This is a genomic window from Mycobacterium aquaticum (genome assembly GCF_002086485.1).
In the GTDB taxonomy this organism is placed as follows: domain Bacteria; phylum Actinomycetota; class Actinomycetes; order Mycobacteriales; family Mycobacteriaceae; genus Mycobacterium; species Mycobacterium aquaticum.
Genome location: NZ_MVHF01000028.1, coordinates 59295 through 74983, shown reverse-complemented (window position 1 = coordinate 74983; position 15689 = coordinate 59295). Strand labels below are relative to the sequence as shown.

Genomic DNA, 15689 nt, shown 5'->3' with positions numbered 1-15689 from the left:
CGAATGCGTTTTCTGCACACCGCCGACTGGCAGCTCGGCATGACCCGGCACTTTCTCAACGGTGAGGCGCAGCCACGGTATTCGGCCGCTCGCCGGGACGCGGTGGCCGGGTTGGGCGCGCTGGCGGCTCGCACGGGAGCCGAATTCGTGGTGGTGGCCGGCGACGTGTTCGAGCACAACCAGTTGGCGCCTCGCGAGATCAGCCAGTCGCTGGAGGCCATGCGCGCCGTCGGTGTCCCGGTGTACCTGCTGCCGGGCAACCACGATCCGCTCGACGCGGCGTCGGTGTACACCAGCGCGCTGTTTCTCGCCGAGCGGCCGGAGAACGTCGTCGTCCTCGACCGTGCCGGGGTCCATGAGGTGCGGCCCGGCCTGCAGATCATCGCCGCGCCGTGGCGGTCCAAGGCGCCGACCACCGATCTGACCGGTGATGTGCTGGCGGATCTGCCCGCCGATGGCGTGACCCGCATTGTGGTCGGCCATGGCGGGGTCGACGTGCTCGACCCGGACAAGGACAAGCCGTCGCTGATCCGGTTGGCGGCCGTCGAGGCAGCGCTGGCACGCGGGGCCGTGCACTATGTGGCCTTGGGGGACAAGCACTCCCGCACCGAGGTGGGGTCGACGGGGCGGGTGTGGTACTCCGGCGCACCGGAGGTCACCAACTACGACGACATCGAATCCGATTCCGGCCACGTGCTTCTCGTCGACATCGATGAAGAGGACCCGCAGCGCCCGGTGCGGGTGAACTCCGAGCGGGTGGGCCGCTGGCGCTTCGTCACGCTGCGCCGCGACGTCGACAGCGACCGCGAGGTGGCCGACCTCGACATCAACCTGGACCAGTTGGGCGACAAGGAACGTACCGTCGTGCGGCTGGCGTTGACCGGCTCGCTCACCGTGACCGCCAAGGCGGCCCTCGACGCCTGTCTGGACAAGTACGCCCGGTTGTTCGCGGCACTGACCGTGTGGGAGCGGCACACCGACATCGCGGTGCTGCCTGCCGACGGCGAGTTCGACGATCTTGGTATCGGCGGGTTCGCCGCGGCCGCGGTCGACGAACTGGTCGCCACCGCGCGGTCCGACGCCGATGGCGCCGAGGACGCGCGGGCCGCGTTGGGCCTGCTGCTGCGGCTGGTCGACACCAGGGGTTCCGATGAGCCGCTTGCGCGAAGAGCAAAGGGAGCAGCGTGAAACTGCATCGGCTCGTCCTGACGAATTACCGTGGAATCACCCACCGCGAGATCGAGTTTCCCGATCACGGTGTGGTGGTGGTCAGTGGCGCCAACGAGATCGGCAAGTCGTCGATGATCGAGGCGTTGGACCTGCTGATCGAGGCCAAGGACCGCTCGACCAAGAAGGACGTCAAGCAGGTCAAGCCGACCCACGCCGACGTCGGTGCCGAGGTTACGGCCGAAATCTCCACCGGCCCATACCGGTTCGTGTACCGCAAGCGGTTCCACAAACGCGCCGAGACCGAGCTGACGGTGCTCTCGCCCAGACGTGAACAGCTCAGCGGTGACGAGGCACATGAGCGCGTGCTGGCCATGCTGAACGAGACCGTGGACACCGCGCTGTGGCAGGCCCAGCGAGTACTGCAGTCGGCGCCGACCGCGCCGGTGGACCTGTCGGGTTCCGATGCGCTGGCGCGCGCGCTCGATGTCGCTGCGGGCCAAGCAGTTTCGTTGTCGGGTGACGAGCCGTTGCTCGTCGAGCGCATCGACGCGGAGTACGCACGGTACTTAACGGGCACGGGCCGTCCCACCGGTGAATGGGCCGCGGTGATCAAGCGCCTGGCCGAGGCAGACCAGGAGGTCGCGCACCGTGCGGCCGCGGTGGCCGAGGTCGACGACGCGGTGCGCCGGCACGCCGAGCTGACCGCCGAGGTGCGTCGCCTGGCCGACGAACGGGCCCAGGCCACGGTACGGCTGACCGCCGCCCGTACCGCTGCCGAGGCCGTCGCGGCACTGACCGCACAGCTCAAGGAGGCCGAGGTGGTGGCCGCAGCCGCCCAGGCCACGTATGCAGCCTCGACCGCGGCCCTCACCGAACGCCGCCGGTTGCGCGCCGACATCGATGAGCGCACCGCGGCCATCGTCGAAGTAACCGCTGCCGTCACGGCAGCCGCGGCCGACGCCGAGACGGCGCACGAGGTCCATGAGGCCGCCGAGGACGCTGCCGAGCTGGCCCAGGCGGCGGTGCGAGAGCACGCCGACCGGGTCGACGCCGCCCGGGCGATGGTCGACCGGCTGGCTGCGCGCGAGGAGGTCGAGCGGCTGGCCACCCGGCTGGGCCGGATCGACTCCGCGCAACGCGAAGTCGACCGGATCAGCCACGAACTCGCCACGATCACCCTGGACGAGGCGGGGATGCGGGCCATCGAGACCGCGGCCGTCGCCGTCGAGCGCGCCGCGGGTCAGGACGAACTCGCCTCGGCGCGTATCGAACTCGTTGCGGCGACCGACGTCGCGGTTCGCGTGGGTGACGCCGACGTGGCACTCGACGCCGGTGGGCAGTGGTCGGTGCGTACCACCGCGCAGACCGATGTCGAGGTCCCGGGCGTTCTCACTGTGACGGTGGTGCCGGGCACGCCTGCGGCCGAGACCAGGGCCAAGCTCACCGCAGCGCAGGCTGTGCTGGCCTCCGCCCTGGCCGGGGCCGGGGTGGCCGACGTCGCCGCCGCTCGGGCGCTCGACGAACGCCGTCGCGAGCTCATCGGGGCCCGGGACCGGGCCCGGGCCACCGTGGATGCGCTGACCGGCGACGATCAAGTGCCCGCGTTGCGGGCGCGCCTGGCGGCGCTCAGCGCCGATCAGCCGGCCGAAGCGGCGCTGTTCGACCTCGACGGTCCTGCCGACATCGCCACGGCCAGAACGGAACTCGACGCGGCAGTCGCAGCTCACCGGCAGGCGGTCATCGACGCTGAAACCCATCGCAAGGTGGCCAACGCAGCCGCGCGGAAGCTCTCGCAAGCAACCACCGGCGTCACGGTGCTGCGCGAGAAGCTCGCCGCGGCTCAGGCCGAATTGACCGTGGACACCGGTCGTCTCGCCGCGCAGCGCGCCACCGTCGGGGACGACGAGCTGGCGGTGGCCGCGCAGGCCGACGGTGACCGGGCCGCATCGGCCTGCGCGAAGGTCACGGCGTTGCGCAGCGAACTCGACGGCAGCACACCGGATCTCGTGAACGCCGAACTGGCTGCGGCAGTACACGCTGCCGAAGAACTGGGAGCGCGCCACGATGCGGCGGTCGACGGGCTGCGTGAGGTCGCGACCCAACTGAAGGTGTACGGCACCGAAGGCCGCAAGGGACAGCTCGATGCCGCCGAGACCGAACGTGAGCATGCCGCAACGCAATACCGCCAGGTGCATCGGCGGGCCCGGGCTGCCGAGATGTTGCGTTCGGTGATGAGCAGGCACCGCGACGCCACGCGGCAGCGTTACGCCGACCCGTTCCGGCTCGAGGTGCAGCGCCTCGGCCGGCTGGTGTTCGGTGAGGACTTCGATGTCGACGTCGACAGTGAACTGCGGATCTGCACCCGCACGGTGTCGGGCCGGACGGTGCCGTACGAGTCGCTGTCGGGCGGCGCGAAGGAGCAGCTGGCCATCGTGACGCGGCTGGCCGGCGCGGCGCTGGTGGCCAAGGAGGACAACGTGCCGGTGATCATCGACGATGCACTCGGGTTCACCGATGCCGAGCGGCTGGTGAAGATGGGCGCGGTGTTCGATGCGGTGGGCGGCGACGGCCAGGTGATCGTGCTGACCTGCAGCCCGCAGCGCTACGCGGGCGTGGGCGCCGCCCACCACATCGAGTTGTGATCCTGCCTGCTCACGTGCGCCGCAGGTAGTCGTTGGCTATGTCGCACAACCGGTCTCGGTCGAAACTGTCCCCGTGGCCGGGGTGCACGACGCTGACGTCGAGTTCGGTCAGCCGGTTCATGGTGATGCGGTAGTCGGGGATGTGCGAGCCGACGCAGTTGTCGATGAGGATGTCGTCGTAGACGACGTCACCCGAGAACAGCGTGCCGTGTACTTCGTCGACCAGACCGACGCTGGCCGGTGTGTGGCCGGGCAGGTGCAGCGCCGTGAAGCTACGGTCACCGAGGTCGATCCGCATACCTTCACTGAGCCATTCGATCTTCGGTGCCGGCTGCAGGCGGTAGTCGCCGGGCGCGTAGTCCGAGCGCGGTAGGGCATCCAGCAGTATCGGGCCGTCGATGCCGAAATCCGCAGCACTGATTCCCAGTTCGTCCGCCAAGGGCTCCGGATACAGACTGCCCGGCGGAGGTGTGCGAAACGGTTCGCCGGGATATGCCCAGCAGCAATCGAATTCGTGGGCGCCACCCATATGGTCGAGGTGAGCGTGGGTCAACACCACGACGGGATCCCGTGCGAACAACTGCGGTAGGTGGGCACGGAGCGACGCCACACCGAGACCCGTGTCGACGACGAGATCGCGATCTCGTCCGCGCATGTGCCAGATGTTGGCGCGGAGCAGGTCGTGAACGTGCGGCTCATCGATTCGATCGAGCGTCGGACTCACCGCACGGGTGCGAAACCATGAGCGGCCCAAGGGGAGTTGCCGGCTCACTGGACGAAGGTCTTGCGTGTTGTCAGGTCCTGCCCGGTGGGCAGGGCGGGGTAGCAGAGCCTCGTGACGACGATGTAGACGCATGCGGAGACCAGCGGGCCGACCAGCCAGGACAGGTCAGCGCCACCCAGTGCGCCTGCGAGGGGCCCGGCGAATTCGCTGTTCTGCACGAACAAGGCTGCTGCGGCCGCGCCCGCGAGAAACGCTGCGATGCCTGCGATATTGAACCCGCGGGTGTACCAGGCGACGCCGTGTGCGCTGACATCGTTGAGCGCAATGCCGTCATAACGGTTGTGCCGCAACCACTGATCGGTGACATAGATGGCAACCGACGGACCCACCAGCAGAATGCTCGACTCGAGAATGCCGCTGAGCGCGCTGGTGAAATCGGAGACGAACAAGGCGTAGCAGGCGAGCGCTGTTCCGAGCAGACCGTCGAACAGCACCGTGATCGAACGGCGTAACGCGATACCCACGGCTTGCAGGTACAGCCCGGACGAATACATGGTCAGCACGTTGTTGGCCATCGAACCGACGACGATCACCAGCAGAAACACCGGATAGAACCACGCCGGCACGATCTTGGCGAGATTGCCTTGCGCATCGGCCATATCGATGACTGTTCCGGCCAGCACGCCAAGCACTCCCAGCGTGACGGAGGGGATGAATCCGCCCAGCGCCGTCCAGATCGCTACCGCCCGCGCCGAGGTCTCGGTGGGCAGGTACCGGGCGTAATCCGGGCTTACCCCCCACGACAGTGGTGCTGCGGCGATGATCGCGGTTCCCGCGGCCATCGTCGCCCACAGCGGGCCCGAGCTGAGGGCTGTGTCGGGTCGATAAGCCCAATCGGCGTGGGCCACGACGAATATGCCCAACACGAGCATCACCGCGGCGAGCATCACCGTGAACACGCCGCTCATGCGCATGATGGTGGCGTGGCCGTAGACACTGATCACCAGTGTGGCTGCGGCGATCACCACGACAATGGCCACCCGGACCGGTACCGGCAGAGACACCCCGGCAGCTTCGACGACCGCATATCCGGCCAATGCGCCGACACATAGGTTGATGGCTTCGTACGCGATGAATACCGGCCACTGGAAGATCCCGAGGTTCAGCCTGTTGCCAGTGATCCCGTACATCGCTCGCATGATGACGCTGCTCGGTGCGCCTGCGACCGGGCCGCTGGTGGCCATCACGCCGATTGCGAACCAGAACAGGTTGCCCACCACCACGACCAGCGTGGCCTGCCAGATGTTGAGGCCCGATACCGTCAACAGGCCGCCCAGAACGATGTAGAGGTAGTTGATGTTGGAGGCGGCCCACACTTTGAACAGGTCACGCGGCTTGCCATGGCGTTCTTCAGCCGGAATGAAATCGATGCCGCGGGTCTCCACCCTGCCGAATTCGTCGGTGACCACCTCCCGTTCGTCCGTATCGCCCGCCATCCTCGCAGCCTCCTTGTTGGTGTCAGCACCAATAATTATTGGTGTGAAGAACAATAAGGGATCGAGGGTGCGTTGTCACCGGATTCGCGGTGTTAACGTCAGGCCATGAGTTCCAGGGCGGCTGCGTCAGGTCCGCGCCGTAAATCCCCGGAGAAGCGACGAGGCGAGATTGCCGAAGCCGCCGGGCGGATCGCCCAAGACGACGGATTGGCTCAGGTGACCGCCAAACGCGTGGCCGAGGCCGTGGGTGTCTACCCGGGCTTGGTCAACCACTATTTTCGCTCGGTCGACGAGCTCGTCGCGGCCGCATTCGCGGCCGTGAACGAACGCCGCCGCGAGGCGCTGAAGGCCAAGGTGGCTGCCGAGTCGGACGGCCCCACAACCGAGCTGCGGATGTTCTTGCAGGACACGCTCGCTGCCGACCACGACTCCGTGGCGCTGCTGTGGCTCGATGCCTGGCGCGAATGCCGACGCCGGCAGGCGTTGCAGCAGGAGGTCATCCGTCAGATGGAGACCGATATCGCGAACCTGACCGACGTGCTCACCCGCGGAGTGGCCGCCGGGGAATTCGTCGCCGACGATTGCGCCGCGGCGGCGATGCGCATCCTGGCCATGATCGACGGTACGTTCGGTCAAAGCGCCGTACGTACGGCGCTGGCGGGGACGTCGTTGGTGAACTACCCGATCGTCACCGAAATGCTATTGCGCACAACAGAACAGGAACTGGGGTTGGACGCCCGCGCGTTGGGCTAGACGGCATGCCGCCCGCGCGGGCACTCCTCCCGTCAGAAGTAGGCGTTGGCCGGAACCGGCGTGCCGTGCAGCAGGTTCTGGCCGATCACGCGGGCCTTGTACACAACCGGGTTGTGCAGCGTGATGGTGCGGATGTTGCGCCAATGCCGGTCCAGGTTGCGTTGCCGACTTGCCGCGGAGGCGCCGCCGAGTTCCAGCAGCCGGGTGGCGGCCTCGGGCGCCACGTCGTCGAGGTGGACTTTGACCTTGGCGACCTTGAGCTGGGCTTCCTCGGCGAGGCGCGCATCGGGCACGCCGTCGACCTCGGAGTCCGTCGCCGCACCGATCGCCGCCGCGGCGTCCAGCACCGCCGCCCGCGCCACGTACGCGGTGCTCGCCAGCACCCCCAGCTGACGTTGCAGCAGCGGATCTTCGGTCGGCTGCTCGGTCAATGCGTGGCTGAAGTTGCGCTCGCGAGACCGCAGGAGCGCCACGCCGTCGTCGACGACGTTGGCCAGGATCCCGGCCACCACCGCGTGGATGAACAGCTGCAGCGACGCGTACTGCACGGTCGGCACCGGCGCGGCGTCGTACGGGGTGTCGGAGAGCACCTCATCGGCGGCGACGGCCACGTCGTCGAAGCTCGTGGTGCCGGTACCGGTGCGGCGCTGGCCGAAACCGTCCCAGTCGTCGACGATGCGGACCCCGTCGCGGTCGGCCGGGATCACCACGTTGGCCACCGAGTCGTGATCGGTGGTGGCGGTGACGGTGAGGTAGTCGGAGAACAGGGTGCCGGTGCTGTAGTACTTCTCTCCGGTGAGCAGGTAGCCACCGTCCTGGCCGGGCAGCAGCCGGGTGTTGAACACCAGGCTGCCCACGGCCAGGGAACCCTTCTCGCTGAACGCATTTCCGAAGATCTTGCCGTCGGCCACCTTGGCGAGCCAGCGCTGCGAGGCCGGGTCATCGGCGGTGCGCAGCCGCTCCTCGGTGAACCAGAAATGGGTGCGGAAGATGTGCGCCACAATCGGATCGGCTTGTGCCACGTCGATCACTGCCGAGAACAGTTGGGGCACTGTCAATCCGGAGCCACCGAGTGACTCGGGCAGGCGCAGCGTGCCGAAGCCGGCTCGTTTTAGCGCGGCCACCTGATCGAAGGGGTTTTCATCGTTGAGGTCTCGGTCCTTGGCGCCTGCGGCAACCTTGGCCAATAGTTCGGTCCACTCAGGCGTCCCGGGAAGGATGCGCGTCGGGTTCTCAAGGGTCGTCATGGCACGTTTGTACCGACGCCCGTGCGCCGCAGGCACTGCTTTGGATCAGCCGGAACCGAACGCGGCACAATGGACCGCGATGACGATGAACCCGAAGCGTCGGCGCAGGCATGACAAGCTCGCCGCGCAACCCGGCGTCCGTGCGGTCCGACGACCGGTCACCCCGGGTAGCGCTGAGCACTTCAACCTCTATTACGTCCGGTCGGGCCGGAAGTCCGCACATCCCGTGGTGATCATCCCGGGTGGCCCGGGTGTCGCTTCGGTGCAGTCCTACCGCGGGTTGCGGCGCCACGCCGCGGCGGCCGGGGTCGATGTCATCATGGTCGAGCATCGCGGCGTCGGGATGTCGCGGCACACCGACTCCGGTTCAGACCTGCCGCCCGATGCCATCACCATCGACCAGGCCGTCGACGACCTCGCGGCTGTGCTCGACGACGCCGGGGTGTCCACGGCGACGTTCTACGGCACCTCGTACGGCACGTATCTCGCCTCTGGTGTCGGTGTGCGCCACCCCGAGCGCGTCGAGGCGATGGTCCTCGATTCGCCGCTGCTGTCGACCGGCGACATCGACGCCATGCGTACCGCCATCCGCAGCCTCTTGTGGGACGGCTCGGATCCGCAGACATCGGGGTTGGCGTCCAAGGTCCGTACGCTGGCCGAGTCCGGGGTGTTCGGTGCCGCGGGTGGTCAGGTCGCCGGAACCCTGTACGGCTACGGGGGTGCGGCGCTGCTGGACCGCCAACTCGACCTGCTGTTGGGCGGGCACACCCTGGTGTGGTCGGCGCTGCGCCGACTGGGCCGGATGGCGACTCGAAAAGTCCCGTACCGCAACGAGTCCGACCTCGTCGGCCGCATCGCTTTTCGCGAGTTGAACTACGCGGGAGTGCCCGACGGCCTACCGCTGGACCCGGCGATGGACCCCCACCTCGGCGGGAACCCGGGGCGCTACGAGCCGTTCGATGCCGAGCCGTACGACCTGGTGGCCGAGATGCCGAAGTTCGGTTGGCCCACGGTTGTCATCTCCGGGGGCCGTGATCTCACCACGCCACCGGCGATCGCAGAACGGGTCGCCACGCTGGTGCCCGACGCCGTCCTGGTATCGATGCCGACCGCAGGGCACAGCGTGCTCGACAGCCGCGAACGTGCCGCGCTGGCGGTGATCGACGCCGTACGCAACGGTGCTGCGGAACAACTTTCGGCGATCGCCCCAGAGTTGGACGCCTTGCCGGGCCGGACCGGCCTGCGGCTGGCCATGTCGGCGATCGCGGCGGCGGCCGCGTGCGAATCGGTGCTGCCGGACCGAGCGCTTACTTCGTGAAGCCGATCTTGGTGTAGTCGGCGTCGGCGAGTCCGAAGGCGCCGAAGTTGGCCAGATTGCTGCGCACCGCGACGTTTCCGGGCGACTGGAACAGCGGGAGGCTGAACACCTCGGCGAACAGCATCTTGTCGAGCTCGTTGGCGAGCGTACGCGCCTTGTCGGGATCGAGCTCGCGCAGCGTCTCCTCGATCTTCGCGTCGATCTCCGGGCTGCCGATCTTGCCGAAGTTGCTCGCGCCGTTCTGGGTGTAGATCTGGGTGAGCGACCCCAGTGGGAACGCATCGCCGAGGAAGGCGAACTGCGCGATGTCGAAGTCGCCCTTGCTGATGAAGTTGGTGAAGAACCCGGTGCCCGGCTTGGTGTCGATGACGAGCTTGACGCCGATCTGGGCCAGGGTGTTCTGTGCGATCTGCGCGACCTGCCGGGTACTGCCCGCGTCGTAGAGGACGTCACGGATCACCAGCTGCTTTCCGTCCTTCTCCCGGAACTGTCCGTTGAGCTTCCAGCCGAGGGCGTCCAGTTCGCTCTTGGCCTTCTCCGGGTCGAAGGCCACCTCGGCGCTGTTGTCCTGGTAGCCCTTCTGCCCGGCGACATAGATGTGATTGTTCAGCGGCACCGGATTGTCGGTGAGACCGCGCTGGGTGATGTTGGCGATGGCCTGACGGTCGATGCCCTTGGCCACCGCCTGCCGCAGCGCCTTGTCGGCCAGGATGGACCCGGGCGCGCCGTTGAACGTGAAGTGGTACCAGCTGGGGCTGGGTGCGCGGCGGATCGAGATCCCCGGCGTGTTGCGCGCGATGGTCAGCTCGTCGAGCGACGCCGTTCCGGTGGCGTCGATGGTGTTGTTCTGCAACGCCGGGATGCGCGCCGCGTCGTCGAGCACCGAATACGTCATGCTGTCCAACAGCGGCGGGGTACCCCACCACTTGGGGTTGCGGGTCAAGGTGATTCGCTGTGCACCCCGGTCGAGGTTGGACACGATGAACGGGCCCGCGGAGGGGCCGGGCCCGTTGAGCTGGCCCTTGTTGAACACCTCGGGGTTCTCGGTCATGCTCTTGGGCAGCAACCGGCCGTTCCCGGCGAACATGCCCTGCCAGTCCGCGTACGGCTCGGCGAACGTCATGACGGCCTGACGGTCGTCGACCCCGCGGGTGACCGAGGCGACGCGCTCGCTGCCGTTGGGGGCGGCGATCACGAATGCCGGGTTCTTGCCGCTGGTCGCGTCGATCTGGGACTTGATGTCTTCCCAGGTGATCGGCGTGCCATCGGACCACACCGCCTTCGGGTTGATCGTGTAGGTGACCACCTGCGGGTTCTTGGAGGTCAGTTCGACGTTGGTGAAGTAGTCGGTGTTGACCTTCGTGGTGCCGTCGGCGGCGATGGTGAAGGCCCGGGGCAACGTCGGCTTGGACAGCGAACCGACATCACCGGTGTTGCCGTCCAGGTGCAGCGGGTTGAAGTTCGACGGGAACTCGGTGAGCGCCAGCCGCAGATTGCCGCCCTGCTTGAGGTTCGCCACATCCTGCGGGTTGATGTCGCTGGTGGTCCCGACCTCCGCATTGCCGCCGGCCGACGGGACCTGACGATCACCCCCTGAGCACGCGGTGAGCGTGAGTGCGGTGGCGAGGCTGGCGATGGCGAGGCGACGCAGGTTCTTCCCGTTCACCCCGCCGATGCTAGAGGTTGCGGGACCGCCGACAGCAGCCGACGGGTGTACTCGTGCTGCGGATTGGCGAAAACTTCTTCACCGGAACCCTGTTCGACGATCGCGCCCTTGTACATCACGGCGACGTCGTGCGCAAGGTGTTTGACCACTGACAGGTCGTGGGAGACGAAGAGGTAGGACAGGCCGAATTCGTCCTGCAAATCGAGCAACAAGTTGATGATGCCTGCCTGGATCGACACATCCAGCGCCGACACCGGTTCGTCGAGGGCCAGGATCTTGGGTTGTAGTGCCAGCGCCCGGGCGATGCCGATGCGTTGCTTCTGCCCGCCCGAGAATTCCGCTGGATACCGGCTGGCGTCGGCGCGCCGCAGGCCGACGATCTCCAGCAGCTCGGCCACGCGTTCGTCGGTGCGCGTCTTGTCGAAACCGTTGGCGGACAACGGCTCGGCCAACACATCGAAAACCGGGAGGCGCGGATCGAGGGAGGCCACCGGGTCCTGGAAGACCACCTGCAGGTCGGTGCGCACCGCGCGGCGGGTGTGGCGGTCAAGCGCCGCCACGTCGGTTCCCAGCACCTCGATCGAACCTGCTTGCGGGGCAGCGAGATTCAGGATCTGGTGCAGCGTGGTGGATTTGCCGGAACCGGATTCGCCGACGATGCCCAGAGTGCGGCCCTGGCGCAGCTCGAAGCTGACATTGTCGACCGCGCGGACCTCGCCGACCTGACGGCGGAACACCACGCCCTTGGTGAGCTTGTAGGTCTTGGCCAGGTCGCGAACGCGCAGGACCACCGGCGCGTCGGCGGCCGGTGCGTCGGAGCGGGCGGTCGGCACCTGGTAGATGTCCGCGGCGCTGCGGCCGCGCACCTCGTCGGAGCGGATGCACGCGGCCTTGTGGTTTGCGGTGCCGGTCACCGGCACCAATTCCGGCTCTGGGGACCGGCATTCGTCGATCGCCAGTGGACACCGCGGCGCGAACGGGCAACCTTGCGGCGTCACCATCAACGACGGCGGTGAACCGGGGATGGGCACCAGCCGCGTGCCCTGGGCCGCGTCCAGCCGGGGCACTGACCCGAGCAGACCGACCGTGTAGGGCATCCGGGCGTTGCGGTACAGCTCGCCGACGGTCGCGTCCTCCACCGCGCGCCCGGCGTACATCACCAGCGCCCGGTCGGCGAACTCGGCGACCACTCCCAGATCGTGGGTGATGATCAGCACGCCCGCCCCGGTGACATCCCGTGCGGTCTTGAGCACATCGAGAATCTGGGCCTGCACGGTCACGTCGAGCGCGGTCGTGGGCTCATCGCAGATCAGCAGGTCGGGATCGTTGGCGATGGCGATGGCGATCACCACCCGCTGGCGTTCGCCGCCCGACAGTTCGTGGGGGAACGCGCGGGCCCGCCGCTCCGGTTGCGCGATGCCGACCAGCTCCAGCAGCTCGACGGCCCGCGCTCGCGCGGCCCGCCGCCCCAGCTCGCGATTGTGGACCTGCAGTGCCTCGGCGATCTGGTCGCCGACCGTGTAGACCGGGGTCAGCGCCGACATCGGGTCCTGGAACACGGTGCCGATGGTGTTGCCGCGAATCTTCGACATCTGCGCGTCGGAGCGGCCCAGCAGCTCCTCGCCGCGCAGCCGCACCGACCCGGAGACCTCGGCGAACTCGGGCAGCAGGCCGACCACCGACATGGCGCTGGCCGATTTCCCGGCGCCGGATTCGCCGACGAGGGCCAGCACCTCACCGGCGTCGACGTGGAAGCTCACGCCGCGCACGGCGGCCACCGGGTCGGCGTCGGTCGGGAACGTCACTGTCAGGTCGGTGACCTCGAGCAGGCTCATCGGCGCTTCTTCCGCCGCCGCAGCTGGCCACTGCCCGGGTCGAGGGCGTCGCGCAGGCCGTCACCGGCGAGGTTGGCGCACAGGATGATCAGCACCAGGACCCCGGCGGGGAACAGGAACACCCACGGAAACGTCGTCGCCGATTTGGTGCCGTCGGCGATGAGCGTTCCCAGCGACACGTCGGGCGGCTGGATGCCGAAACCCAGGAAGCTCAAACCGGTTTCTGCCAGGATCGCGACGCCGACGTTGAGCGCGGCATCGATGATCAGCAGGGAGGCCACGTTCGGCACGATGTGGCGCACGATGATCCGCCAACTGCGGACACCCATATACCGTGCGGCGACGACGAATTCACGTTCCCGCAGGGTCATGGTCATGCCACGCACGATGCGTGAGCTGATCATCCAGCTGAACAGCGAGAACAACATGATCAGCCAGAAGACGCGGTCGGACTGGCCCAGTCGCGGTGTGACGATGGCGATCAGGATGAAGCTGGGTACCACGAGCAGCACGTCGACCACCCACATCAGCGCCCGGTCGCGCCAACCGCCGAAATACCCTGCGATCGACCCGACCGTTGCGGCGATGACCGTCGAGATGAGCGCCACGCAGACGCCGATCAGCATGGATTTCTGCATGCCGCGCAGGGTTTGGGCCAGCAGGTCCTGCCCCAGTGCGTTGGTGCCGAACCAGTGCGTGGTCGACGGTGGTGTCTGCAGCGCGTAGTAGTCGAGGTCGGTGTAGTTGTACGGCAGCAGCGGGGGCAGGGTGTAGCAGCCGACGAACATCGCCGCCAGCACGACCAGCGCCGCCACCGCGGGCTTGTTGCGCATGAACCGCCGGAAGACGAGCGTGCGCCGGGTGGCGAACTCCTCGGTGTGCAGCCCTGATCGCGCAGCGGTGGCTGAGGTATCGGTCATGTCACTCGCACTCTCGGGTCCAGCGCCGCGTAGATCACGTCGGACAGCAGACCGGCCAGCAGCACGACGGAGCCGGTGAACACCGTGATGGCGGCGATGATGTTGGTGTCCTGGGTGGCGATGCCCTGGACCACCCATTCGCCCATGCCGTGCCAACCGAAGATCTTCTCCACGAACACCGCTCCGGTGACCAGGCCCGCCACCCCGTAGGCGAACAGCGTCGCCATGGGGATGAGCGCGGTGCGCAGGCCGTGCTTGAACAGGGCCTGCCGTCGCGTCAGACCTTTGGCCCGTGCGGTGCGGATGAAGTCCTGCCCGAGCACGTCGAGCATCGCGTTGCGTTGGTAGCGGCTGTAACCGGCGATGGCCGACAGCGCCAGCGTGAAGGTCGGCAGTGCGAGGTGCTGCAACCGGTCGGCGAACTGGTTCCAGCCGCCGCCGACGGCGTCGGGCGAGGTCTCCCCGGTGTATTCGAAAAGGCGCACTCCCAGAATGGAATTCACGTCGAGTGCGGCCAGGATCAGCAGGTTGGCGATGACGAAGGTCGGGGTGCTGATCACCAGCAGCGACAGCAATGTGATGACGCGGTCCGACAGCCGGTACTGCCGGATGGCGCCCCACGCGCCGACGACGACACCGATGACGGTGCCCAGCACCGATCCGATGACCAATAGACGCAGGCTCACACCGATGCGGCGCCACAGTTCGTCGGACACGGGCTGTCCGGTCACCGTGGTGCCGAAGTCGCCACGCACGGCGCCTGCGGCCCAGTGCGCGTACCGAATCGGGATGGGCTTGTCGAGACCGAGTTCGGCGGCCTTGGCGTCGATGGTGGACTGCGGCGGGCGCGGATTGCGCTGCAGCAGGCTGTCGAGGGGCTCGAAGGTGTACGAGGTCAACGTGAAGGTCAGAAACGACGCCAGCGCCAGCAGCACGATGTAGTTGAGCAGCCGGCGCGCCAGGAAGCGCGTCATCCGGTTGGTCCCTGCTGCATGGCACACACAGTAGAAGAGGCGGGGCGTAACCGTCCTGAAGCTGTCGATCGGCGCGCCAAATAACCGCCTGGTTGGGAATTTCCAGCGCAGCCTCAGCGTCTTCATAGTCGCGGCGGGTTCACTGGGGACCACCTGGCGATTTCGCCAACGCTGACTGAATGAGATCAATCTAGGGGCGATGTCATGACCATCCGGAAAGCTCACAACGTGAAATTCGTCGCTGCGATCGCCGGGGGTGCCGCGGTCGTCGCGCTCGGTGCGCTCGGTCTCGTCGGCCATGAGCCGTCATCGGCTGTCGCGACCAGCACCATGAACCTCGGGGCGACCGTCACCGAAACCACCCCGCCGACCGCTCCCGCCACGTCGATGGCTGTGCCCGGGATCAAGGGCTACAACCCGCCGGCCGGCTTCGCGACCACTCACTGACCGGCGGTTCCCGCCTCTCCGATGCTGCTCACGGTGGCTGTCGCGCCGGAGCGTGTGGCCCGCACCAACACGCGGTCGTTGACCGCCCACGTGGGTTTGAGCGTCGACGGCAGCGCGTAGAGCTGGCTGAACCCGTCGGTGCTCGCGACGGTCACTGAATTGGCGGTCAGCGCCGTGATCACGCCCACCTGGGTGAGTTCGGTGGTGTAGCCACCATGCCCGTCGCGCCGGACCGATTCGCTGTGAACCGTTGCGGCGTCGGCGTTGTCGCGTCCGGGCTGGGCCCACGGCGGCGGACCGTCGCCGTGGTGGCCGGGCGGACCACCGTCACTCATGCCCGGGGAATCGGTCGCGGCGTACACCGCGGCGCCGCCGAGTCCGGCTATCGCCGCGGCGACTCCGATCGCAGCAACCGTGCGCCTCATGCTCATGGCACCTACCGTGCAGGCGTCGTCTGTGCGTTGGCTGTGAATGAATTCAGCGACAGATGAGCGCGA

13 protein-coding genes are annotated in these 15689 nt (G+C 67.6%); 5 read left to right on the top strand and 8 right to left on the bottom strand.

From position 1 onward, the window contains the following. Positions 1-3 precede the first annotated feature (3 nt). Positions 4-1188 (top strand): metallophosphoesterase family protein, encoded by a 1185-nt coding sequence (locus BST13_RS24070; protein WP_083166552.1) that lies wholly within the window; start codon positions 4-6, stop codon positions 1186-1188. Next, on the top strand, positions 1185-3812 hold the full coding sequence (locus BST13_RS24065; RefSeq protein WP_083166509.1) for an AAA family ATPase: 2628 nt from the start codon (positions 1185-1187) through the stop codon (positions 3810-3812). The genes BST13_RS24070 and BST13_RS24065 overlap by 4 nt, the downstream gene beginning before the upstream one ends. A 10-nt stretch (positions 3813-3822) precedes the next feature. Here BST13_RS24065 and BST13_RS24060 read toward each other — a convergent pair whose 3' ends face one another. Continuing rightward, entirely contained in the window at positions 3823-4668 is an 846-nt protein-coding gene (locus BST13_RS24060) for an MBL fold metallo-hydrolase (RefSeq protein ID WP_083166551.1), read from the bottom strand. Beyond that, positions 4581-6032 carry a purine-cytosine permease family protein gene (locus tag BST13_RS24055; RefSeq protein ID WP_083166508.1) on the bottom strand — a complete coding sequence of 484 codons (1452 nt, stop codon included), beginning with the start codon at positions 6030-6032 and terminating at the stop codon, positions 4581-4583. The genes BST13_RS24060 and BST13_RS24055 overlap by 88 nt, the downstream gene beginning before the upstream one ends. 105 nt (positions 6033-6137) lie before the next feature. On the opposite strand from BST13_RS24055, the gene BST13_RS24050 reads away from it, so the two are divergent. Next, positions 6138-6785, top strand: a complete 648-nt coding sequence (locus BST13_RS24050; RefSeq protein WP_083166507.1) for a TetR/AcrR family transcriptional regulator — start codon at positions 6138-6140, stop codon at positions 6783-6785. 32 nt (positions 6786-6817) lie between these two features. Here BST13_RS24050 and BST13_RS24045 read toward each other — a convergent pair whose 3' ends face one another. Then, positions 6818-8032 (bottom strand): acyl-CoA dehydrogenase family protein, encoded by a 1215-nt coding sequence (locus BST13_RS24045; RefSeq protein ID WP_083166506.1) that lies wholly within the window; start codon positions 8030-8032, stop codon positions 6818-6820. 79 nt (positions 8033-8111) lie between these two features. Between BST13_RS24045 and BST13_RS24040 the strand changes: the two genes are divergently transcribed. Next, complete coding sequence (locus BST13_RS24040; RefSeq protein ID WP_083166550.1) at positions 8112-9350, top strand: alpha/beta hydrolase; 1239 nt, start codon at positions 8112-8114, stop codon at positions 9348-9350. On the opposite strand, the gene BST13_RS24035 is transcribed toward BST13_RS24040, so the two are convergent. From BST13_RS24035 to BST13_RS24020, 4 genes are read right to left on the bottom strand one after another with little or no spacing between them, the layout of a single operon-like run. Next, positions 9340-11016 (bottom strand): ABC transporter family substrate-binding protein, encoded by a 1677-nt coding sequence (locus BST13_RS24035; RefSeq protein ID WP_083166505.1) that lies wholly within the window; start codon positions 11014-11016, stop codon positions 9340-9342. The two genes, BST13_RS24040 and BST13_RS24035, sit on opposite strands and share 11 nt — an antisense overlap. Further along, positions 11013-12851, bottom strand: coding sequence for a dipeptide ABC transporter ATP-binding protein (locus BST13_RS24030; protein ID WP_083166504.1), 1839 nt, complete (start codon positions 12849-12851; stop codon positions 11013-11015). Before BST13_RS24030 ends, BST13_RS24035 begins: the two co-directional genes overlap by 4 nt. Beyond that, entirely contained in the window at positions 12848-13771 is a 924-nt protein-coding gene (locus BST13_RS24025) for an ABC transporter permease (RefSeq protein WP_083166503.1), read from the bottom strand. The genes BST13_RS24030 and BST13_RS24025 overlap by 4 nt, the downstream gene beginning before the upstream one ends. Continuing rightward, a complete protein-coding gene (locus tag BST13_RS24020; RefSeq protein ID WP_064944818.1) occupies positions 13768-14745 on the bottom strand; it encodes an ABC transporter permease in 978 nt (325 codons plus the stop codon). Before BST13_RS24020 ends, BST13_RS24025 begins: the two co-directional genes overlap by 4 nt. 204 nt (positions 14746-14949) lie before the next feature. Here BST13_RS24020 and BST13_RS24015 point away from each other — a divergent pair, with 204 nt between their 5' ends. Next, on the top strand, positions 14950-15192 hold the full coding sequence (locus BST13_RS24015) for a hypothetical protein (RefSeq protein WP_083166502.1): 243 nt from the start codon (positions 14950-14952) through the stop codon (positions 15190-15192). Here BST13_RS24015 and BST13_RS24010 read toward each other — a convergent pair. Then, a complete protein-coding gene (locus BST13_RS24010; protein ID WP_245839785.1) occupies positions 15186-15617 on the bottom strand; it encodes a hypothetical protein in 432 nt (143 codons plus the stop codon). The genes BST13_RS24015 and BST13_RS24010 overlap by 7 nt on opposite strands. Between the last annotated feature and the right edge of the window lie 72 nt (positions 15618-15689).